This is a genomic window from Brachyspira sp. SAP_772 (assembly GCF_009755885.1).
GTDB lineage: Bacteria > Spirochaetota > Brachyspiria > Brachyspirales > Brachyspiraceae > Brachyspira.
The window spans coordinates 426,590-450,824 of the sequence record NZ_VYIX01000002.1 but is presented as its reverse complement, the minus strand read 5'-3'; the positions used below and the strand labels follow the sequence as shown (position 1 = coordinate 450,824).

Sequence of the window (24,235 nt, the reverse complement as noted above, 5' to 3'; positions counted from 1 at the left end):
TAAATAAAAAACAAAGGAGTTTATATGGACAATCACAAGGTAAGTATCAATAATGTTATAATGTTCGCGGGGACTTACATAGCATTTTTGATTGGTTCTGGTTTTGCCACTGGTCAGGAAGTATTACAATACTTCACGGCATATGGCTTTTGGGGCGTGGCAGGTGCTCTAGTAATGTTTGCTATATTCCTATATGTATGTGTAAGTTTCATACTTGTAGGATATGACAATACATTTGCAAAACCAAACGATGTTTACAAATATTATTGCGGAAAGTATGTCGGCACCTTCTTTGATTATTTTTCAACTTTATTCATATATATGTCATATTTTGTTATGATAGCAGGTGCCGGTGCAACAATGAAACAACAATATGGCATATCTGAAGTAGTTGGTGCTATTATAATGGCTGTATTATCTGGTGTTACTGTTGCTTTTGGTTTGAAAAATATTGTAAAAGTATTAGGTAAAATTGGTCCTGTCGTAGTAATTTTATCTATATTTTTAGGCTTATACGCCATTTTCTCTAATCCTTCCGGACTTGCTGAGGGAAATCAGATAGTTGGAGACCTTCAAAAAACTAAAGCATCTACAAACTGGTTATTTTCTTCTCTTTCATATATAGGATTCTGTATGCTTTGGCTTACTGCTTTTGTTGCCGCTTTAGGTAAACAGACAAACAGCAAAAAAGAAGGAGCATTAGGTATATTTTGCGGAGTATTAGGCTTTACTTTAGCAGTTGTTATAGTTTCTTTAGGTTTATTAGCACATGTTAAAGAATTAGCTAACAGTCAAATTCCTTCTCTTATATTAGCTGCTAAAATACATCCTACATTCGCTACAGTATTCTCAATAATTGTAATAGCTGGTATATATACTACAGCAGTTCCTTTATTATGGACAGCTTCATCAAGAGTTATTAGTGATGACAGCAGCAGTAAGTTTAAAATATCTACTATTGTTTTAGCTGCTGTTGGATGTTTTATAGGATTAAAAGTACCTTTTGATAAGTTAGTAAATGTTGTTTATGTACTCAATGGTTATGTTGGATTTTTATTGTTCTTTATAATGCTAGGTAAAAGTATTATTAGGATTAAAAATAAAAATAAAAATAATTAAAGGAGGAATAGTTCATGAAATTAGAACTTGGTAAAATTTTTATTAAAGATGTTCAATTTGCTGATAAGCTGAAAGTTGAAAACGGAGTTCTTTATGTTTGTGCTAAAGACATAGAAGAACTTGTGCTTCAAGATGACAGAATTATATCAGTAAAAGTTGAACTAGCTAGACCCGGCGAATCTGTTCGTATAGCACCTGTAAAAGATGTTATAGAGCCTCGTGTTAAAGTTAGCGGCGGCGGCGGAATATTCCCTGGAATTATCAATAAAGTAAAAGAAGTTGGAAGCGGAAGAACTCATGCTTTAGTAGGTGCTTGTGTAGTTACTTGCGGTCGTATAGTTGGTTTCCAAGAAGGTATTATTGATATGTCTGGAGAGGCTGCTAAATATACTCCTTTCTCTGAAACTTATAATGTATGTGTAGTTATAGAGCCTAAAGAAGGATTAGAAACTCATAGTTATGAAGAGGCTGGAAGATTGGCAGGTTTGAAAGTAGCTACTTTTATAGGTGAAGCTGCTAGAAATCTAACTCCTGATGAAGTAGTTACCTATGAAACTAAACCTTTAGCTCAGCAAATTGCTCAGTATCCTGATTTGCCTAAAATTGGATATATACATATGCTTCAGTCTCAAGGTTTGTTGCATGATACTTATTATTATGGTGTTGATGCTAAACAAATATTACCTACTTTTATGTATCCTACAGAAATAATGGATGGAGCTATAGTAAGCGGAAACTGCGTTGCACCTTGCGATAAAGTTACTACTTATCACCATTTCCATAACCCTGTAATTGAAGATTTATACAAAAGACATGGTAAAGATTTAAACTTTATAGGTGTTATACTTACAAATGAAAATGTATTCTTAGCTGACAAAGAAAGATCATCTGATATGGTTGCTAAATTGGCTGAATTCTTATGCTTAGACGGTATTATTATTACAGAAGAAGGATACGGTAACCCAGATACAGATCTTATGATGAATTGTAAGAAAGTAGCACAAAAAGGAATTAAAGTAGTACTTATTACTGATGAATTCCCTGGTAGAGATGGTAAATCTCAATCTTTGGCTGATACTACTCCAGAAGCTGACACATTGGTTTCTTGCGGTAATGGTAATGTTATTATTAATTTCCCTAAAATGGATAAAGTTATTGGTACATTAGATTATGTTGAAACTATGATTGGCGGATACGAAGGTAGTTTAAAACCAGATGGTACTATAGAAGCTGAATTACAAATTATAATTGCTTCTACTATTGCTAATGGATTTAATAAACTTTCTGCTAAAGGTTATTAATTTTTATTAATAAACTATAAAGGAGAAATAAAAAGATGAGTAAAAAAAGAGTTATACATTATATGAACCAATTCTTTGCTGGTATTGGCGGTGAAGAACAAGCTGGTATTAAACCAGAAATTAGACAAGGAATTGTAGGTCCCGGCGGAGCTTTGGCTAAAGAATTAGGCGATGATTATGAAATAGTTGCTACTGTTATATGCGGTGATAACTATTTTGGTGAACATCTTGAAGAAGCTAAACAAACTATCATCAAGATGATGGAAGAGTACAAACCAGAATTATTTATAGCAGGACCTGCATTCAATGCTGGACGTTATGGGGTTGCTTGCGGCGGTATATGTCTTGCTGTTGAAGAGCATTTTAAAATCCCTGTTGTTACTGCTATGTATAAAGAAAACCCTGGGGTTGATATGTATCGTAAAGATTTATACATAATAGAAACTAAAGATTCTGCTGCTGATATGAGAAACTCTATACCTAAAGTTGCTGCTTTAGCTAAAAAATTAGCTTCTGGGCAAGAAGTTCAAGGTCCTGAAGTTGAAGGATATTTTGAAAGAGGAATCAGAGTTAACTACTTTAGCGATGTACGCGGTTCTACTCGTGCTGTTGATTTATTAGTAAGAAAAATTAAAGGTGAAAAAGTTGAAACTGAATATCCTATGCCTATTTTCGATAAAGTGCCTCCTGCTAAAGCTATTAAAGATATAACAAAAACTAAAATTGCTTTTGTTACTTCTGGCGGTATAGTTCCTGTTGGAAACCCTGATAAAATAGAAAGCTCTAGTGCTACTAAATACGGTGTATATAGCATTAAAGGTAAAAAAGCTATGGATAAATCTGAATTTATGACTATACACGGTGGATATGACAGACAATTCGTTTTGGAAAATCCTAACTTGGTTATACCTTTGGACGTTATGAGAGAAATAGAAGCTGAAGGCGGTATAGGCGAATTAGCTGATTATTTCATCGCTACTACTGGTACTGGTACTTCTACTGGAAATGCTAAACGTTTTGGTGAAAGCTTCGTACCTAAACTAATTGAAGATGGTGTACAAGCTGTTATACTTACTTCAACCTGAGGAACTTGTACTCGTTGCGGTGCAACGATGGTAAAAGAAATCGAACGTGCAGGCATACCTGTTGTTCACATGGCTACTGTAGTACCTATATCATTAACTATTGGAGCTAACAGAATTATTCCTGGCGTTGGTATTCCATATCCTTTGGGTAATCCTCCTTTGGGTGAAGAAACTAGTAAAAAAATTAGAAGAAAAATGGTTGAAAGAGCTTTGAAAGCTTTACAAACTGAAGTTACTGAACAAACTGTATTTGAAGATTAATTTTTCTAATTTATAAACAAAAAAGTCACTCATTATATTTATATATTTTGAGTGGCTTTTTTTTATATTGTTTATTTGTAAATTTAATTTTTTATTTTATAGAAATGTTTTTTATAAATTTCTTAAATGAACCTTTCCGTTTTTGTCTATGGTTTTGTTTCCTTTTTTATACATTATAAAAAGATAATTAAATCCCCTCAAATAATAATTATATTCTATAGCAGATAAATGATAATTACCCTTACTTAAACTTTTATTATGCCTCACAACAGAAACTATATCTATTGGCATAAAATATTTGCTCATAATCTCAAAAAGCTTAAAACCTATAGGCATAAAAGGATAATCTTTTTCATAAGAATCTGAAACATATAAAGCCATATATCTATCTTTTTTCATTATTCTAAATATTTCAGATATAACTTTTTCCATAGCATTATAATATTCATCTGTTTTGGCAGTTAATTTGCCTATACAATTTTTTTCATTAGAATAATTTATATGCGTACTATAAGGAGGGTCTATAAACACAAAATCAACCTTTTCATCTTCTATAGGTATTTTTCTTGCATCGGCTCTAAAAATATCTTTTCTCTCTAATGCCTTTGGATTAATGTCATAACCTAAAGCTCTTCTGCCTAATTCTCTTGCAACATCAACAGTTGTGCCGCTTCCAGCCATTGGGTCTACTACCAAATCTTTTTCTTTTGTATATCTATTTAATAAATTCCATATTATATACGAAGGTGTTGCTCCTATATAATGTTTATGCTTTTCTTCTTCACTTTTTAAATATTGCTGGGAAGGATAATCCCAAAGAGTGGTTGTTTGTAATTCTAGCTTCTTTTTCATTTTTCTCATTATACACTATAAAACTATATTAACAAGTATAAACTATTGTAAAACATATTTTTATTGACTATACTATGCATAATAATGTTTTTTATTAGGAGATTATATTATGAGAGAAATAGTAATAGCAAGTGCCGTTAGAACACCAGTAGGAAAGTTTTTAGGCTCATTTGCAAACACTTCAGCTGTAGAGCTTGGCACTATTGCAGTAAAAGAGGCTTTAAAAAGAGCAAATATCAAACCAGAACAAGTTGATGAAACTTATTTTGGCTGTGTTATACAATCAGCACTTCTTCCAAATGTTGCAAGGCAGGTTTCTATTAATGCTGGAATACCTGTAGAAAAACCGGCATTAACCATAAATATATTATGCGGTTCTGGACTTAGGGCAGTATCAATGGCAGCACAAATGATTAAGGCGGGAGATGCTGACATAGTTGTTGCAGGTGGTACAGAAAACATGAGTATGGCTCCATATACTTCTAGTGCTATGAGAATGGGGGCAAGAATGGGCGAGACAAAAATGCAAGACACTTTACTTAATGATGCTCTTATATGTGCTTTTGAGCATTATCATATGGGTGTTACTGCAGAAAACATCGCTGAACAGTGGAAAATAACAAGACAAGAACAAGATGAGTTTGCTTGCAGAAGCCAAAACAGAGCCGAGGCTGCCATAAAAAGCGGAAGATTTAAAGATGAGATAGTGCCTGTTACAATTAAAACTAAAAAAGGAGAAATAGTAGTAGATACTGATGAGCACCCTACATTCGGTACTACAATGGAATCTTTATCCAGATTAAAGCCTGCATTCAAAAAAGATGGTACAGTTACTGCAGGTAATGCTTCTGGTATTAATGATGCTGCATCTGCAGTTGTGCTTATGTCTAGAGAAAAGGCTGATGAACTTGGAATTAAACCTATGGCTAAAGTTTTGGGTTATGCTACTCATGGTGTTGAGCCTAGGATAATGGGAATTGGCCCAATAGAAGCTAGCAGAAAGGCTTTAAAAATGGCTAATCTAACTGTTGAAGATTTAGACCTAATAGAAAGCAACGAAGCTTTTGCTGCTCAGTCTATTGCAGTTGCAAGAGAGTTAAAATTCAATATGGATATAGTTAATGTTAATGGAGGAGCTATTGCTATAGGTCACCCAATAGGAGCATCAGGAGCTAGAATACTTACTACACTTTTATACGAAATGAAAAAACGCGGTTCTAAAAAAGGGCTTGCTACGCTTTGTATAGGCGGCGGTATGGGTACTGCTTTGGTTGTAGAGATGTAATTACAATAAAAACAATGAATAGGGTTAAAGCTTATTATAAAGTTTTAACCCTTTATTTTAATTATTTATTAGTAACAAGATAAAATGTTATGTATTCTTCTAATGCATTGAAATTAGTTAATTTTATATATTTTAATCCGTTATTTTCATAATCTAACGATATTATAGTTTTACTAGACATATTGGTAATAAAATTTGTATTGTTATGTTTATTTTGTTTTCTTTTTACTATCCAATCAGAAAAACTCATATATCTTTCAAGTCCTGTATCATATATTATTTTTTCTTTAAAATATGGAGATATTGATCCTGATAAATAATGTAAATTATTAACTATGATAATATATTTTTCTTTATCATCATAGTTATTCTCTCTTATATATTGTACTGCCTTATTAGAAAAAGAAAAATCATTTTTAATATCATAAATATATCTGTTAATATCAAAATAATATAAATAGCATATTATACATACAAATAATATACTTAAATTTAATCTAAATGAAGAAGATTGATTTTTATTATAGTAATTTACTAAAAATATCAAATACATAATAAACAAAAATACATGTCTATCTGCTAATTTATAAAATGCATTTATAGAAAATAAAAATACTAATGTTAAAAATAATTTAAATATAAATTCTTTTTTATAACTAATTTTTGGAAGTACAAATTTATTATTAATCTTTAAATATATAATCAAACCAAATAAACAAGCTGAAAAAACTACTATAAATAATGCCAAATAATAGAAATGTTCTATATTTTTTATAAAAGAGAATATACCAGATCTATTATACATCATTATTAATACTTGATATAATATTAAAGATAAAAAGAAATATAATATTATTATATCTCTCATTTTTTTCTTTAAAAATATATTATTTTTTTTAGAAAGTATTTTATATATAAAGAAAAATGATTCTACAAAAGCTATTGAAGTTCCAACAACAGTAGTATTCATGAGAAGACCTATTAAAATAACATATCTTGTAGTTTTTATATATTTATATTCATATACATATAAAATAAAAATATAAAGCATAAAAGCAAGTCCATAATTTCTAGCAACTACAGGATATTCATACATAACCATAATATTAAAAATCATAAAAAACTGTGTAAGCCAGCCATATTTAATATTTTTAAATAATAAAAAATATACACTTATCAACATAAATATAGCATTTATTATATGTAAAGTAGGATAAAATGGAAGAAAAGTAAAAGATTTAATAATAAAGAAAAATAAAAAAGGATGACCATCAGGTCCTGTTTGTAAAAATATATCCAATAAAGATAAATCCCTTGCTATAAGCCAAGCCTGACCCTCATCTCTCCAAGGTTCATGATGATATATCCCTACAATTATAAATACTATATAAAAAATAAAAAACAAATATTTAAAAATTAAAACAGATACTTTTTGCTTACCATTTTCAATAAGAAAAATAGGAGGATTTTTATAGTTTATTGGCATTATAAAAAATATAGTTATTAATAAAATAATCCCTATAAAAAAATATAATCTTAGTTTTAATGTATAGTTAATATTATCAATTTTATTTTCTTCTATTTTTTTATCAGATATAAGATTGCCATAAAGATTTTCTTTCTTATCAAAATTAATTTCTTTAATAAAATTATTATTTTCTAATATTTTATTTGTTTCTATATTTAGTTTATAAATATGATTATTTTTAAAAACCTTATCATTACATCTTACTCTAAAACTATAATAATAATTTGTAATATTTTCATTTGTAAATATATAATTGGCTAAATCTTCATTATTTAATCTATTATCAGTAGTAAATAATTTTTTAACTTCTTCAATATTAATATTGTTTAATTGTAAAGTGATATAATCATCCAATATAAATTCATATAAACTAGCTTCCCTTGGTTTGATACCTAATATATAAATTATTATCACTATTAATGTAATTATCACTAAAAATAATTTTCTATTGAACATAATATATACACCTTATAAAATTTGTAAAATTAATGAATTAAAATATTATATTTAAAAATACACCATAAGGCTCTAAAACCATCTTTCCAGCCTATTTTTTTACCTTCATTATAAGTTCTACCATAATATGATATTCCTACTTCATATATTCTAATATTTGGTATTTTTGATATTTTAGCTGTAATTTCTGGTTCAAAACCAAATCGATTTTCTTTAATCTCTATAGATTGTATAATTCCTCTTCTAAATACTTTATAGCAAGTTTCCATATCTGTAAGATTTAAATTTGTAAACATATTAGAACATAAAGTTAAAAAAGTGTTGCCCATCTGATGCCAAAAATATAAAACTCTGTGAGATTCTCCTCCTGCAAACCTGCTTCCAAAGACTACATCCGCTTTATTATTAATAAGTGGTTCTAATAATTTATCATATTCATTTGGATCATATTCTAAATCAGCATCCTGTATAATTACGAAATCTCCTGTAGCAGCTTTAATGCCTGTTCTAAGTGCGGCACCTTTACCCATGTTTTTTTCATGGTATAAAATTAGATGAACTTTATTTTCAAGTAATTTCAATTTTTCTCTAGTATTATCCTTTGAAAAATCATCTACTATAATAATTTCTTTTTCTATAGAGCACTTTGAATTTATAACAGCATCTATTATTGTTTCTATCGTATTTTCTTCATTGTAACAAGGTATTATTACTGATATTTTCATTTTTATTATCCTCAATTTTTATTTAGAAAATACCATAAAGATTGTATTTAGATTGATTAAAATATTTTTTGCAACAAATATAAATTTGTTTAATAAAGTAAAACTTAAGAATATATAGAAATGTTTATTTGTTTGTTTATTTGTTTGTTTGTTTGTTTGTTTGTTTGTTTGTTTGTTTGTTTGTTTGTTTGTTTGTTTGTTTGCATATTCTTATTCCAGATATTAGATTATTATAACATAATATATAAAATTGTCAATCATAGTATTTATTCTTATTAATAAAAAATAATAAAGAAAAAACACTTGTTAAAATCTCTGCAGCTGGAAAAGATAGCCATACTCCTATCATATTAAAAATACTAGATAAAATAAATATTGATGGCATTATAAATATAAAGCCTCTTAATATAGATATTATAAATGCTGGCTTAGCTTTATCTCTAGAAGAAAAATATACGCAGGTGATAATATTATAGCCCACAAATATAAATGCTGTAAAATATATACGAAGTCCATTAACCGATATTTTTTGTAACTCTTCTATATTATCTCTATTAAAAACTGAAGTTATTTCATTGGCAAATAAATAAGTAATTATATAAACTATAACAGAAATACTTGTTGATAAAATTATAGCGTATTTATATATCTTATTTATATTATCTTTATTATTATAGTTAATACTTATAATAGGCTGCACGCCCTGTCCCATTCCTGTAAATATCGCTATAATTACTAATGCTATATTAGCAGTTATTCCGTAAGCAGCAACCCCAACATTACAAGCAATATTTAGTATTATTATATTAAAAGCAATCATAACAAAAGCTGATGAAACCTCTGTTATTAAAAAAGATATACCAAGAGAAGATATTTCAAAAAATTTCTTAAAACTAATATTAGGTTTAACAATAAAAAATGTATTTTTCTTTTTAATAAATAAAATTGACAATATTAATATACTTACAATAGGAGAAAATACTGTAGCAAGCACCGCTCCAAATATGCCCATATTAAAAGGAAATATAAATATATAATCAAAAACAATATTAAACAAACTTCCCATAAGCATAGCAATCATAGCAAGCCTCGGGTGATTATCATTTCTAACAAAACCTAAAAGTACATTATTAAGCATAAACATAGGAGAAAATAAAAGTATCATCTTTACATAAATATTAGTCATTGCATGTATATTTCCTCTAGCTCCCAAAATATAAGCTATACTAGATGTAAAGAAAACACTTACAGCTATAAACAAAACAGATATTATTAATATATAAATTAAAGAATTAGTAAATATAATATTTGCTTCATTATTTTTATTTTGTGCTTTTAATATAGCATATTTAGTAGCAGAACCCATACCAAGCATTAAACCAATTCCATTAACAAAATTAAAAATAGGTATAGCAATATTTAAAGCAGTAAGCCCATCAGAACCTATTCCCCTCGCCACAAAAAAAGTATCTGCAAGTATATAACAAGATAAACCAATCATACCAAGCACATTGAGTGATACATATTTAATAAATAGATAAAGTATATTATTCATAAAAGACCCTATATAATAAAAAACGTTTGCGTTCATACTTTCTAAGGCCTACGGTATGAATACAAACGTTATAAATAAATTTATCCGGCGACAAATTTAATTATTTTAAATACTTATTTTTAATTCTAATTAATAATACAAAAATATCAATGAAAGAGTATAATTAATTTTTAATTAAAATCCTTTAAACTTAATCCTATATTATTTAAATCATATTCCAACATTATTTTTACTAACTCTTTAAAGGCGGTTTTTGGCGTCCAACCTAATTTTTCTTTAGCTTTAGTAGGATCACCCAAAAGTAAATCTACTTCAGAGGGTCTATAATATCTAGGGTCTATTTCAACATATTTTTTCCAATCAAGCCCTACAAGACCAAAAGCTTCATCAAGAAATTCACGAACAGAATGTGTTTCACCTGTAGCTATTACATAATCATCAGCTTTTTCTTGCTGCAGCATAAGCCACATAGCCTCAACATAGTCTTTCGCATATCCCCAGTCTCTTTTTGCATCCAAATTGCCTAAATATAATTTATCTTGTTCTTTCTTTAAAATCTTAGCAACTGCATGTGTTATCTTTTTGGTAACAAAAGTCTCTCCGCGTCTTGGGCTTTCATGGTTAAACAATATACCATTACAAGCATACATATCATAACTTTCTCTATAATTAACTGTAATCCAATATGAATATAATTTGGCACAAGCATAAGGACTTCTTGGATAGAATGGGGTTTTTTCTGTTTGAGGAGTTTCAACAACTTTTCCATATAATTCGCTTGTTGAAGCTTGATAAAATTTTGTTTTAATTTCAGTATCTTTTATAGCATCAAGTATTCTTATAGTACCTAGTCCCACAACATCAGCAGTATATTCAGGCATATCAAAACTTACTCTTACATGGCTTTGTGCTGCCAAGTTGTATATTTCATTTGGCTGTATTTTTTCTAATAATCTTGATAAATTAGAGCTATCAGATAAATCTCCATAATGAAGAAACATTTTTACATCATTAATATGGGGGTCTTTATATAAATGATCTATTCTCTCTGTATTAAAAGATGAGCTTCTTCTAATGATACCATGTACTTCATAACCTTTCTCTAATAAAAGCTCAGCCAAATAAGAACCGTCTTGACCTGTGATTCCTGTAATAAGTGCTTTTTTCATGTTTTTAACCCTATTTATTGTAGTTTTTTAAAAAATCTTCATAAGCTATTTTTAAACCATCTTCAAGTTCAGTTTTATATTTCCAACCCAAAGAGTTTATTTTAGATACATCAAGTAATTTTCTCATAGTACCATCTGGTTTAGAGCTATCTAATTTTATCCCCCCTTTAAAACCAACAACTTTTTTTATTAACTCTGCTAACTCTTTTATAGTAACTTCCTTTCCAGAACCTATATTAATAAATTTACCTATATCTTTAGCATCTTTATTTTCCATTAAATAAATACAAGCCTCTGCTAAATCATCGGAACACATAAACTCTCTTAAAGGATTGCCACTCCCCCAAATAACAGTTTCTTTCAAATTATTTATTTTTGCTTCATGAAAACGTCTTATAAGCATAGGTATAACATGAGCATTCTCAGGGTGATAATTATCATTTATACCATAAAGATTACATGGCATTACAGCAATATAGTTTGTACCATATTGCCTATTATATGCATCACATAATTCTATACCTGTAATTTTTGCTAGAGCATAAGGCTGATTTGTGCTTTCTAAATATCCTGAAAGTAAATATTCCTCTTTTATTGGCTGAGAGCATTCTTTTGGATATATACAGCTTGAACCTAAAAACATTAATTTTTCAACATTATAAGTATAAGAAGCTTCTATTATATTATTTTGTATTTGCAAATTATACAGCAAAAAATCTACAGGGTAGGTATTATTAGCATATATCCCGCCTACTTTAGCAGCTGATAAAAATACCCACTCAGGTTTTTCTTTTTCAAAAAATTCAAATACTTTTTCTCTATCTCTTAAATCTAACTCTGAATGTGTTTTTCTTATTATATTAGAGCATCCTTTTTTTGTAAGCATTCTGTCTATTGCACTGCCAACTAAACCTCTATGTCCTGCTATATATATTTTTTTCATACTAAAAAACCTTATTATTGTTTAATCTTACAAATATCTAATAGTTATAAAATATATTTTTGAGATAAATATTTTATTTTTCATATATTATTCCTTGAAAAAGTGTGAAGTTTATTAGAAAGAAGATTTCTAATTTTGTAATAATTTTTTTTGCAACAGAAATAGAGCGTATTAGTAAAGTAAAACTTGAGAATATATAGAAATGTTTGTTTGTTTGTTTGTTTGTTTGTTTGTTTGTTTGTTTGTTTGTTTGTTTGTTTGTTTGTTTGTTTGTTTGTTTGTTTGTTTTCATATTCTTATTCCATTTAGTAAATTATTATATCATAATAATGAAAATTATCAATTCTATTCTTTATCTTTATTGATAAATAACAAAAAAATACATGCTAAAATCTCTGCTTATGTAAATAGTGTATACGCTACTTTCATAATTAATAAATAATTGATAAATTAAATCATATTTTAACATTTCATTTAATTATACTTAATTGTATTTTTAACTCTAATTATATAATACAAAAATATTAATAAAGGAGAATAATTAATTTTTTATAAATTATAAAAATTATTAACTTAATAATTTTTATATATAATATTATAATTAAAATTATTAATTACATCACCTTTTAAAAGAAGTTTTTTAGGATTTAATACATATTGAAAAGTCATTTTTATTATATGTATACCTTGTTTAAATACTTTAGCATTACTAATTTGATCATCTTCACGCCAAGTTAACGGAAAAAATAAAATATTAGTTTTAGAATATATTAAATAAAATAATAAATATACATTAAATGTTAAATCGTTTCTAAAAGGTAAATAGAATTGATTTTTTAGTATTTCTGTTTTAAACATATTTAATCCAGAGCCCATATCTTTAATATTTTTTCTTAGAAATATACTAATAAAAATATTAACAGCATAATTTCCAAATATTCTTATCTTATCATATCCTGGTGTTTTTGAGCCTTTCATAAATCTAGCACCTAAAAAAGCATCATATTTAAAAGCTGTTTCATCTTTTACATATGGCACTATGTCTTTAATACTGCCTTGATCATCTCCATGTAGTACTATTATATAATCATAACCATTATCTATTGCATAATTAAAAGCTACTTTGTGTGATCCACCTAAACTAACGTTTTCTTCATTTTGTATTAAAGTAGTCTTTATATTGTTTAATTTTTTTAATGCTTCTTCAGCTGCTAATAAAGAATTGTCTTTACTTATATTATCAACAACTAAAATCTCTGTAAAAAGTTTTTGAGTTTCTTCATCAAATTGAGATATTACTCTAGGTATCTGTTTTTCACAATTATATATTGGTATAAATACTAATATTCTCATAATAATATTTATACCTTAATTTTTTTACTAGAGTTTAAATATAAAAAAATGATAATTAATATATAAACATATGATATTATTTTTAATATTTCAATATAATTATAAGCACTATTTACCCCCCCCCCCCCACTGTATTTATTTACACTAGATAGTTGAAAATCTATTATATGTTTAATACCATCAATAATTTTTGTTTTAGGAATATAATTAAATTCTTTATTGGCTTTAACATTTGAACCTATAGCATTTTTAAATACTTCTTTTTCTATTCTTTTTCTACTTAAATTATAATTTTTATCAAATAATTCTTCATATTTATCCCAAAAACTATTTGGATTACCGCTATTATATTCAATATTTTTATTTAATGTTCTAAAAATTATATCTGCAATTTCTAAAGCTGAATATCCTTCTCCAGAACATAAATTGAAAATTTCTGAATTATATTTTTTTTCAGAATTAATCATTCTATACATATATTCCATTAAATCATCAACATATATGTAATCTCTTTTAACATCAGATGTATTAAAAATAGTGGGCTTTATGCCATTAACTATTTCTCTTATTAAATAACTTGTAAATGGAGGATATTTTCTTTTAAAATCTTGATGCGGACCATATATATTAAAAAATCTACAAATTATAATATTCATATCATAATTTTGTGAATATGATTTACATATTTGTTCTGCCATATATTTTGTTGTAGAATATATTAAATTAGGATATACGATCATATCCTCTGTATAAATATCATTTGGATTATTATTTTCATATACTGCTGAAGTAGATGAAAAAATAATTTTTTTAACATTACTCGATCTACATGCATTCAAAACATTGGTTAATCCTGTAATATTAATATCAATGGCTTTTGTTGGATTTGCTTCGCATTCAGGCAATGCTGAAATTCCTGCTAAATGCACAACTATATCTATATTTTTTAGATACTTATTAAAATCTTTAGATCTAATATCATCTAATATAAAATTCTTAACTAAATACTCATTATCTTCAAAATTATCTCTATAACCATATTCTAATGTATCTAAAATTTTAACTTCATTTCCTTTTGATAATAAAAATTTAGCAAATTCTGAGCCTATAAAACCTGCTCCACCTGTAATCAAAATATTCATCATTCTTATTCCTTATTTGTATATTTGATAGTATAAAAATAGTTTTTTAGATATTCTCTATCAATAAAAAGTTTTTGAGAACTAAAAATATATAAAAAACAAAACTTTAATATTTCAAAACCTTGCTTAAACATTTTTGCATTACTAATTTGATCATCTTCTCGCCAATTAATTGGGAAAAAATTATAATTGTATTTTTTATATGCTAAATATAATAGCATTAGATTATTGAAAGTCAAGCTATTAGGCAATATTTTAATATAAAATTTATCTTTTAAAATATCAATTTTAAACATATTTAATCCAGATCCCATATCATATACTGCTCTTTTTACAACAATAGAATAAATACTATTCAATATTTTATTACCAAATATTCTCAAATTTGAATATCCTTTAATACTAGCCCCTTTCATAAATCTAGCACCTAAAAAAGCATCATATTTAAAAGCTGTTCCATCTTTTAAATATGGTACTATGTCTTTAATACTACCTTGATCATCACCATGTAGTACTATTACATAATCATAATCATTGTCTATTGCATAATTAAAAGCTACTTTGTGTGAACCGCCTAAACTAACATTTTCTTCATTTTGTATTAAAGTAGTCTTTATATTGTTTAATTTTTTTAATGCTTCTTCAGCTGCTAATAAAGAATTATCTTTACTTATATTATCAACAACTAAAATCTCTGTAAATAGTTTTTGAGTTTCTTCGTCAAATTGTGATATTACTCTAGGTATCTGTTTTTCACAATTATACATTGGTATAAATACTAATATTTTCATACTACAACCTTATAACTAATATATTTTTCATAATGTATCAAATTCATTTAATGCTAAACCTGCTAAGGCTAACATTAAAAAAGCATTACTCTTATTTAATTTTATCATATAAACTATTGCTCTAATATAACAAATTGATTCATAAAAATATATACTTTTTAACCCTTTATCTCCAAATTTATCTCTTATATAATCTTTCAAATAATTAAATATTCTTTCATATTTTAAAGTGGAATAATCCGGATATGTAATAATATTTTCATTAATAGAATAAGTATTTAGATTTTTTACATACTCATATTTTCCGTGAAGAGATTGAAAAAGTTTAGCATATTCAGCAAATACGTTATTATATCTAGGGGCTGGATCTATTAGAATATAATTCTTACTATTATCTACAAGTATATTTTCTATGGTTAAATCGCCATGTATATATTGTATATTATGTTCTAAAGAATAATGAAACTCTTTTAATTCATTAAGCATATTCATTATATTTGGTACTTTTGTATTATTTACAACCAAATATTTATATTTAGTCAAATATTTATATTTAGAATCTAATAAATAATTAATATTATTTAATATATGCTCATTATATATATTATCTATTATATTTTTTTTATTCCCTATATAATTTGCATTTGAATAACAATCATTTAATTTATCAATTATATTTTTTATTATATCCCAAGCTTCTATTACATCTATGTAATGTATAGTTGTAAAAAAAGTCTCCCCATTGGCAAAATATTCCATATCATAAGAAAATAAATTCTCTTCTTCAACTTTGTTCAATATTTTTGGCAAAGGTAAATTATTATTCTTTTCAAGCCATTCATATTGTGCTTTTAATTTATCAGCAGCATTTGAAAGTGCTATTTTTCTTACAAACAAATTATCTTTTCCTTGCATTAAATAGGTTTTCGCTTCACTTGCAGCACTTAAATCTTTTATAATAGTGGCATTATTAGTCATATTATAATAAGTATCATCATTTTTTGAATATTTATTATTAAAATAATATTTGAAAAATGACAATGATATATCATTAGATACATAAGGTATCATTTTTAATGATGAAGTCTTTTCTTTTTCCTTAAATGGAATATAGGCTATTATAATGAGTAATATATTTGGAATTAATAAATATGAAATATAATTTATAAAATCATTTTCTTTAAATATAGATAAAGATTTTATTAGTCCTGCTGATGTTAAATCTGTAAACTGATGCAAAATCAAATCTTTCAAATCTACATTAAAAATTGCATTGCTTACAATAATAACAGATAATATATTGAAAATCCACATTAACAAACTAGATAATGAAAATACAAATAATTTTTTCTTATTGTCAATAATATCAATTCTAAACCTATATAAAGACCAATATAACCCCAGTAAAAAAGATTTTATGAAGTCATTAAAAAGTGAAGATAAATAATAGTATGTTTTTTTTAATATTATAAAATTACAAAATACAAATATCAATGTCGCTGTAATAAACAATATCAATATGGATAATGATTTTATATTAAAAAATAACAATATAAAAAATACTATTATTAAATCAAATACTCTTTCAATAAACGCTAAACTTAAAGACATTCTCCAAGAGCTTTTTGTAAGTCTTGAAAAAACAAATGTTCTTGCTATATCTGATACCCTAAAAGGAAAAAAGAAATCTATTAAAAAACCTATAAATGTACTTTTTAAATATGGCTTTATAGGTTTATTTAAATAAGGATTTAAAATATATAAAGTCCTAAATGCTTTTATTATATTTCCAATAAAAAATAGGATAATAGCTAATATAATATATTTATTTATCATAATTTAAATAAATCAAAAACCTTATTTTCTTTTACTTTCAAAAATTCATCTACTGTTCCAAATGAAATATTAAAATCGCATTCAAAAATTTTTACATTTCCATTTTTTAATGGTTCAATATTATAAACTCCGCTTGTAAAAAATTCTGAATACGAACAATTTTCTAAATATTTTTTGCTTACTTCATCAAATAATGAAATATTTTTAAATCCATATACACCTGCTATAGCATCATTACTAACAACTTCTTTTTCTTTAGTTCCTATTATTTTATTATTATTATCTTTAATGCAATAACTATAACAAAGTTTGTCTGATTTAAATGTTAATAAAAATCCATCTAAATTATTTAACTCATTCTGATTTAACCTAAACTCTTCACTATAAAAACAAAGATCACAGTCTATAAAAACTACAGGATAATCATTGTCTATTAATTCTATAGCTTCTCTTGATGTTAATACTGCTCCAGGAGGAGTTTCATCTAAAAGTTTAATTTTAGCATCTGGGAATAAAGATAATATTTTATCTATTAATATATTATCTTTATTATGTTCTTTAAGTCCTACAAATATTAAATTTGAATACTCATAATATTTTATTAAACTTTTAGCAGAATAATAAAAAAATGGATATCCTTGCATTTCAATTAAAGGTTTAGGAACTTTATATCCTAAATTATAAAATCTAGTTCCAGCACCTGCCATAGGTATTACTATATTAATCATTTATTTTCCTTAACACTTTTAAATACAACAAAAAACTCACCTATCAATATTGGTATTTCTAAATTTCCAACAACAGGTATTTTCTCTAGTATTGAAAATATTCCAGACAACAATTTTCTATTTGTATATTTGAAAATACTATTCATATATTTAAAAGTTAAAACTTTCCAAAATGGTCTAATCTCAATGATTTCAAATCCAGTTAAACTTGCTAATGTTTCTATACTTTTTTTATTAAAATAATGTATATGTTCAATATTATAATGAGACCATTTAGATTTCATAGTTTTACAAGTAAATGAATTAGTATTAGGAGTTGTAATAATAATATACCCATTGCCATCATGTACTAATAACTCTTTTGATTTTTTTAATAACTCTAAAGGGTTTTCTACATGTTCCAATACATCGCTCATCATAATTATATCAAAACTATTATTTTGAAAATTTGACTTTTCAATAATACCATTATAAATCTTTTCGTTACCAAATTTATTTTTAGCAATATCAGCTGCTTTTTCTCCAACTTCTACCCCATAAACATCAAAACCTAATTCTTTGGCTTCTTCCATTAAATATCCAGGTCCGCATCCTATATCGAGTAATTTTCCATTTTTTTTATATTTCAATACATCTTTCAATAACTTTTTAAATTTATCTTTCTTCATCTTTGAAAAAGAATCTTCTTCACCTATTCCCCAAGCAGCATAATCATCAGAATATATTTCTTCAAGTTCTTTTTGTGTTGGATATGGATATAAATATTCTATTTCACAATTTTTACATTTTACTATACTTTTATTGCCTACAGAATTTTTATATAAATATTCGATAGTATCTTCATTTGAACATATAGGGCATTTAATATCAATCTTTTTCATTTTTTTAATCCTCTATTTCTAAACACTTTTTACATATATCTAATCTTACTATATTTTTATCTAAAAGTTCTTCTCTTAAATTAGAATAGCTTTTCCAAATATCAACTATATTTTTTTCCATTATATTACCCATTACATGTTTCTTATAATAATCATTACAACATAATAAAACATCTCCATTTATACTAATAGTTAATGATAATATATTAGGACAAACTTTGAGCTTTTGATGTTCATATTTATCAATATCAACAGCTCCTCCCCTGTTTTGTATTGGTAAATCATATATTGTTTGTAATCGCATTTTATCTTTTATAACATCTTTAACTTTACTTAATCTTTCATAAGCTCTTTCTGGATTTTTATCATGTATAGTTACAACAAACTTATCTATTCCAGCATCAATTAATTTCTCAGCTTTTTCTATTGTTAATAAATCACCATTAGTAACAAGTATATGAATGGCATTTTTTAATTCATTACTTGCATATTTTACTTCATCAATTAATTTATCATTAAATAATGGTTCATTGTATAAATTATATTGTAATATACCATTAAATTTAATTTGTTTTAATTGTTTTATTGCTTCTTTAAATATTACATCATCAATAATATATTTTGGTGTTTCATTATCTTTATTTGGACAATAATCACATTTTCTATTACAATAAGTAGATGTTTCTATCCCTACTATATTAAAAAAATATTTATCATGATATTTGATTCTATTAATAAATGGAGAATAAACCTTTTTATAAATTTCAAAAAATTGTCTGTATGTTTTTGGAGATATCTTTTCTATTTGAGTTAAAATATATTTATCCAATAATATTTTTATTTTTTTCATTTATATTCTCCTTTTTTATTAAAATTTTTGTTCTAGTAAAATATATGCTTCTCCAATATCAGTAGAATCTATTTTGAAATAGCCATTATAACCATAATTCAATTCAGTCCAATGCAATTGATTCAATTTATATACAAAATAATTTTTACCATTAATAGCAAATTTATAATCTTTTAAATATTCTATTCTATTATCATCAATAAAATAATATTTTTCTGATATTAAATAAAAATTATAATCTGATCTTAAATATACATCATTTGTAGCATTATTTAATTTAACAATTAAATTTCCTAACAATCTATTATCAACTTCTGTTATTATTTTATCTTTAGATAGAGATAGATAATTTCCTGTATATGCTATAGAAGTATTACCTATATCATAGTTATTATTTATTTGTTTTAATAAAACTTTTAACTTTTTTACATCTGAACTAAGTTTAAATGCATAATTAAATGAAGTGTTATCGGGATACATATTATCCATTATTTTTGTATACTCAACAGCAGTTCTACCATAAACTCCGTATCTAAAATAATAATCATCGTATAAATATGTACTTTCCACATTATTAGGATATATAAATTTTCTAACATTACTAAAACATAAAAAAGAGTAAAATATTAATATGATTGTAAAAAATAACGCAAATATATTTTTATATTTTACATAATTAAATAATTCAATAAATAATATTATAAAAGCTATAAAAATTGTAGAATATGTAACAGGACCATCAAAATAATGAAAATTAAGTGATATTCCAGATCTAGATAAAATAGAATTCATAAGTAATGTTAATACAAATGAAAAAATCGCTATCAATAATGAATATAAATTAATCTTATTTATAATATATTTATTATATTTCAATATAACAAATATATTTACAATAATCAAAATAAATAATATATACCTCTCCATATATCCTGTATAAAATTTTATAGCACTGCTGGAAACCGTCATTATAAAAACAAATGGAGTATATGCAAAAATATATGTATTATATAGAGTCTGCATACCATTTGGCAGCAATAAAGTTGTAAATATAGATAAAATAAATGAAATTATATAAATATTAAAACTAAATATAAAATTCTTATTTTTTTTAAAAATTTTTATGATATTATTTGATATTAAATATAAAAATATAGTGTACACAAGAAAGATAGAAGGTAATATAAATAAAAATGGTATATTATATTTAGTATATCTATAAAAAACTTGCTTCACAAGGTTATCATCATATATAACTTTACTTAATATTACAGCAATTGTGAATAATATAATTGTTACAAACAAAGATAATTTAAATGATATATTTATTTTATTAAAAAAGTTAAAATTATTTTCTTTATTAAAAATAAAATATAATAATGGAAATAATAAAATAGCATTTGCAAAAGATAATTTTGAGAGAAATGCTAATCCCATACTAAATCCAGATAAGATAATATATATAATATGTTTTGTTGGATTATTTGTTTTTGATGTAGCAATCATAAAACTTAAAGAAATTGCTAAAAATAATAACCCAACTGGTTCTGGTCTATAAATTATATGTATAGTATAATTTGGTATAATAAAAATAGATAAATTGATAAAAATTAACAATACAAATACTACATATTTATTAATATATTTTAATGTATTTTTTAATAAATATACTACATTAGCATACATTATAATAGAATACATATATAATATTAATAAATTTGTAATAGAAATATATTGCATAAAATCCGAATACAATAAATATGGATTTAATGCTTTACTTAATTCTTCTAATGATGATACTGATATAACACCCAATATTTTACCAATCGGTATCAATATATGTTTATACAGCAATGTTGGTGTAATAGATGGCGCCTGATAAGTATTTTGCATTAAATTACTTGATGTTAATATATACTGTAAAGTAAATACATTATTTTCTGTATTATAATAATATGGATATATTTGATTTATAGTTTGATTAATAATATATATTAATGGAAATACAAAAATAAAAGCAATAAGTGATAATAGTAGAATTTGATTTTCTGAATTATATATTTTTGGAATATATGAATAAAACCTTATTTTACTAAAATATTTATTAAATAAGTAATCGATAATATTGAATATAATATTAAATATTATAAAAACAATTATTGATAATTTCATCAAAATAGAAAAGTATTTACTAATTTCTAAAGTAAAATTAATATCGACATTATCATAATAAATTTTTTTAGAAGAAGTAAATATTATATTATTTCCTTGCTTAAGACATAAATTATCTGATACTTGCTCTATTTTAATGGACTTAATATTAATAATACCTTCAGGAAAAGCAAAACGTACAGCTGGTCTTTCTGAGATATTATTTTCTGATATTTCTAATTCACTAATATATTTTTGATAATTATCTGTCATTTTATCGGTATTTGAAATAGTAATATTTGGACTAGAGTTCAAGCTATATTTAATAACTCCGCTAATATTTTCACTTATCTTTTTAGCTTCTATTGTTACAATATATTTTTCACCTTTAGATAACTCTATATTATAACTATATCCACCAGAAGTATAGTTAGAACTAGAATTAGATACTATAAATCCTTCAAAATTATTATCTGCAAAAGCTGCAAAATCTTGTGAACTTTTCCATGGAACAGATGTTAATTCCAAATTAAATCCATAATTTTTTATATAATCAGGCTTTTTTTCAAAACTAATTTTATCTATTTTGTATATAAAGTTAGAAGAAAATAGCCATTTAAAATTTACTTTTGATTTATAAACAAATCCTGATTTAGTTTCTGCTATTAATTCTAAATCTTCTAAATGAGCTTTATGAACATTTTTACCTAAAATATATAATAATAAAAATAAAAATACTATTAAAGTAGAAGCTGCCAATATAGATATTTTTCTTATTTTTTTATATTGCTCATCAAATAAAAATAGATTTATAAATTTAATTAGATATATATAATTAAGGTAAATTATTATTATGAGAAACAATAGTACTGCAAATATAGAAAATATGATAACATTACTTTTAAACTCCAAAATGTAATTAATATTATCTATTTTATAATCATATTTTAATTCTTCAATTGATATTAAAGAGCCAAAAGGAGTACCATTATTATCGTACATTTTAATTGATTTAATATATTCTGGCAAATTGTTTGAATTAGGATAAACTCCATATATATCACTATTTCTAAATACTCTGCTATAATATTTTATTCTAAAATCATAGCTATAATTTCTTATAGAAGCATTAGTAAAAATATAATTAGTAATAGCTGTATTATCTAACTTATTATCTATAGTAAATAATTGTTTAGTTTTATTTATATCCAATCCATTTATTTCTAAAGTTTTATTAATATTTATATTAAATTCTGATAAATACCCTACTCTTTCTTTTTTACCTAATAATATTAATACTACTATTGAAACAATCAGTACAGAAATAATAATAAAACATATTTTTGATATAAGTATATTATTTTTTATTAAAATATTATTTATTTTTACAAAAAATTTATATATATTATTCCTATAGATAAAACAAACATATAAAATTAACAATAAAATTAACAATAAAATTAATAATAAAGTAAATGTAAATATAAATTTATATTTTATTTTTAAAACATAGTTAATATTATCAATTTTATCCGTATTTATTATTTTACTAGAAATTAAATTACCAAAAGGAGTACCATTATTATCACCCATTTTAGCTAATTGCACATATTCTTGTAAATTAGCTAAATTAGGATAAACTCCATATATATCACCATGTCTAAATACTTTGCTATAATATTCTATTCTGAAATCATAGCTATAATTTGTTATAGAATCATTAGTAAAAATATAATTAGTAAAAGCAGTATTATCTAACTTATTATCTATAGTAAATAATTGTTTAGTTTTATTTATATCCAATCCATTTATTTCTAAAGTTTTATTAACATTTAGTTTAAACTCTGATAAATACCCTACTCTTTCTTTTTTACCTAATAATGTCAATGTAATAATTGCTAAAATTAATATGGAAGCTACAACAACAGCAATTTTCAATAGTAGTTTTTTATTTTTCATATACTGATCCTTGAAAAAATACAAAGTTTATTAGATAGAAGAGTTCTAATTTTGTAATAAAAATTTTTGCAACAGAAATAGAGCGTATTAGCTGAGTAAAACTTGAGATTGTATAGAAATGTTTGTTTGTTTGTTTGTTTGTTTGTTTGTTTGTTTGTTTGTTTGTTTGTTTGTTTGTTTGTTTGTTTGTTTGTTTGTTTGTTTGTTTGTTTGTTTGTTTGTTTGTTTGTTTGTTTGTTTGTTTGTTTGTTTGTTTCATATGATT

The 24,235-nt window shown here is 24.9% G+C and carries 20 protein-coding genes; 4 read left to right on the top strand and 16 right to left on the bottom strand.

Going from position 1 to position 24,235, the window contains the following annotated elements:
* The first annotated feature begins 24 nt into the window (after positions 1–24).
* From GQX97_RS07185 to grdF, 3 genes are read left to right on the top strand one after another with little or no spacing between them, the layout of a single operon-like run.
* Positions 25–1,119, top strand: a complete 1,095-nt coding sequence (locus tag GQX97_RS07185; protein WP_157151270.1) for a hypothetical protein — start codon at positions 25–27, stop codon at positions 1,117–1,119.
* A 14-nt stretch (positions 1,120–1,133) separates the two neighbouring features.
* On the top strand, positions 1,134–2,420 hold the full coding sequence (gene grdG, locus GQX97_RS07180) for a sarcosine reductase complex component B subunit alpha (protein ID WP_157151269.1): 1,287 nt from the start codon (positions 1,134–1,136) through the stop codon (positions 2,418–2,420).
* A gap of 35 nt (positions 2,421–2,455) precedes the next feature.
* Positions 2,456–3,766 (top strand): sarcosine reductase complex component B subunit beta, encoded by a 1,311-nt coding sequence (gene grdF, locus GQX97_RS07175; RefSeq protein WP_157151268.1) that lies wholly within the window; start codon positions 2,456–2,458, stop codon positions 3,764–3,766.
* 111 nt (positions 3,767–3,877) lie between these two features.
* Here the strand turns inward: grdF and GQX97_RS07170 are convergent, their stop codons facing one another.
* Positions 3,878–4,618 (bottom strand): TRM11 family methyltransferase, encoded by a 741-nt coding sequence (locus GQX97_RS07170; RefSeq protein ID WP_157151267.1) that lies wholly within the window; start codon positions 4,616–4,618, stop codon positions 3,878–3,880.
* A 109-nt stretch (positions 4,619–4,727) separates the two neighbouring features.
* Here GQX97_RS07170 and GQX97_RS07165 point away from each other — a divergent pair, with 109 nt between their 5' ends.
* Positions 4,728–5,903: an acetyl-CoA C-acetyltransferase gene (locus GQX97_RS07165; protein ID WP_157151266.1), complete on the top strand. Its 1,176-nt coding sequence runs from the start codon at positions 4,728–4,730 to the stop codon at positions 5,901–5,903.
* Between the two features lie 61 nt (positions 5,904–5,964).
* On the opposite strand, the gene GQX97_RS07160 is transcribed toward GQX97_RS07165, so the two are convergent.
* From GQX97_RS07160 to GQX97_RS07090, 15 genes are all read right to left on the bottom strand, one after another.
* Entirely contained in the window at positions 5,965–7,887 is a 1,923-nt protein-coding gene (locus GQX97_RS07160) for a hypothetical protein (RefSeq protein WP_157151265.1), read from the bottom strand.
* Between the two features lie 29 nt (positions 7,888–7,916).
* Positions 7,917–8,612: a glycosyltransferase family 2 protein gene (locus GQX97_RS07155; RefSeq protein WP_157151264.1), complete on the bottom strand. Its 696-nt coding sequence runs from the start codon at positions 8,610–8,612 to the stop codon at positions 7,917–7,919.
* Between the two features lie 253 nt (positions 8,613–8,865).
* Complete coding sequence (locus GQX97_RS07150; protein WP_157151263.1) at positions 8,866–10,167, bottom strand: MATE family efflux transporter; 1,302 nt, start codon at positions 10,165–10,167, stop codon at positions 8,866–8,868.
* Between the two features lie 170 nt (positions 10,168–10,337).
* A complete protein-coding gene (gene gmd, locus GQX97_RS07145) occupies positions 10,338–11,336 on the bottom strand; it encodes a GDP-mannose 4,6-dehydratase (RefSeq protein ID WP_157151262.1) in 999 nt (332 codons plus the stop codon).
* Positions 11,337–11,346: 10 nt separating this feature from the next.
* The gene (locus GQX97_RS07140) at positions 11,347–12,279 is read right to left on the bottom strand and encodes a GDP-L-fucose synthase (RefSeq protein WP_157151261.1); all 933 of its coding nucleotides are present in this window, start codon (positions 12,277–12,279) and stop codon (positions 11,347–11,349) included.
* Between the two features lie 73 nt (positions 12,280–12,352).
* A complete protein-coding gene (locus GQX97_RS07135) occupies positions 12,353–12,571 on the bottom strand; it encodes a hypothetical protein (protein WP_157151260.1) in 219 nt (72 codons plus the stop codon).
* A 281-nt stretch (positions 12,572–12,852) separates the two neighbouring features.
* Positions 12,853–13,632, bottom strand: a complete 780-nt coding sequence (locus GQX97_RS07130; protein WP_157151259.1) for a glycosyltransferase family 2 protein — start codon at positions 13,630–13,632, stop codon at positions 12,853–12,855.
* 8 nt (positions 13,633–13,640) lie between these two features.
* A complete protein-coding gene (locus tag GQX97_RS07125; protein WP_157151258.1) occupies positions 13,641–14,777 on the bottom strand; it encodes an NAD(P)-dependent oxidoreductase in 1,137 nt (378 codons plus the stop codon).
* 2 nt (positions 14,778–14,779) lie between these two features.
* Complete coding sequence (locus GQX97_RS07120) at positions 14,780–15,565, bottom strand: glycosyltransferase family 2 protein (RefSeq protein WP_157151257.1); 786 nt, start codon at positions 15,563–15,565, stop codon at positions 14,780–14,782.
* A 27-nt stretch (positions 15,566–15,592) separates the two neighbouring features.
* The gene (locus tag GQX97_RS07115; protein WP_157151256.1) at positions 15,593–17,401 is read right to left on the bottom strand and encodes a lysylphosphatidylglycerol synthase transmembrane domain-containing protein; all 1,809 of its coding nucleotides are present in this window, start codon (positions 17,399–17,401) and stop codon (positions 15,593–15,595) included.
* Positions 17,398–18,129 (bottom strand): sugar phosphate nucleotidyltransferase, encoded by a 732-nt coding sequence (locus GQX97_RS07110; protein ID WP_157151255.1) that lies wholly within the window; start codon positions 18,127–18,129, stop codon positions 17,398–17,400. Before GQX97_RS07110 ends, GQX97_RS07115 begins: the two co-directional genes overlap by 4 nt.
* Complete coding sequence (locus GQX97_RS07105; protein WP_157151254.1) at positions 18,126–19,010, bottom strand: bifunctional 2-polyprenyl-6-hydroxyphenol methylase/3-demethylubiquinol 3-O-methyltransferase UbiG; 885 nt, start codon at positions 19,008–19,010, stop codon at positions 18,126–18,128. The genes GQX97_RS07110 and GQX97_RS07105 overlap by 4 nt, the downstream gene beginning before the upstream one ends.
* Before the next feature lie 4 nt (positions 19,011–19,014).
* Positions 19,015–19,860 carry a radical SAM/SPASM domain-containing protein gene (locus GQX97_RS07100; RefSeq protein WP_157151253.1) on the bottom strand — a complete coding sequence of 282 codons (846 nt, stop codon included), beginning with the start codon at positions 19,858–19,860 and terminating at the stop codon, positions 19,015–19,017.
* Between the two features lie 18 nt (positions 19,861–19,878).
* Positions 19,879–23,970: a hypothetical protein gene (locus GQX97_RS07095; protein ID WP_157151252.1), complete on the bottom strand. Its 4,092-nt coding sequence runs from the start codon at positions 23,968–23,970 to the stop codon at positions 19,879–19,881.
* On the bottom strand, positions 23,960–24,229 hold the full coding sequence (locus GQX97_RS07090) for a hypothetical protein (RefSeq protein WP_157151251.1): 270 nt from the start codon (positions 24,227–24,229) through the stop codon (positions 23,960–23,962). The genes GQX97_RS07095 and GQX97_RS07090 overlap by 11 nt, the downstream gene beginning before the upstream one ends.
* Positions 24,230–24,235 lie beyond the last annotated feature (6 nt).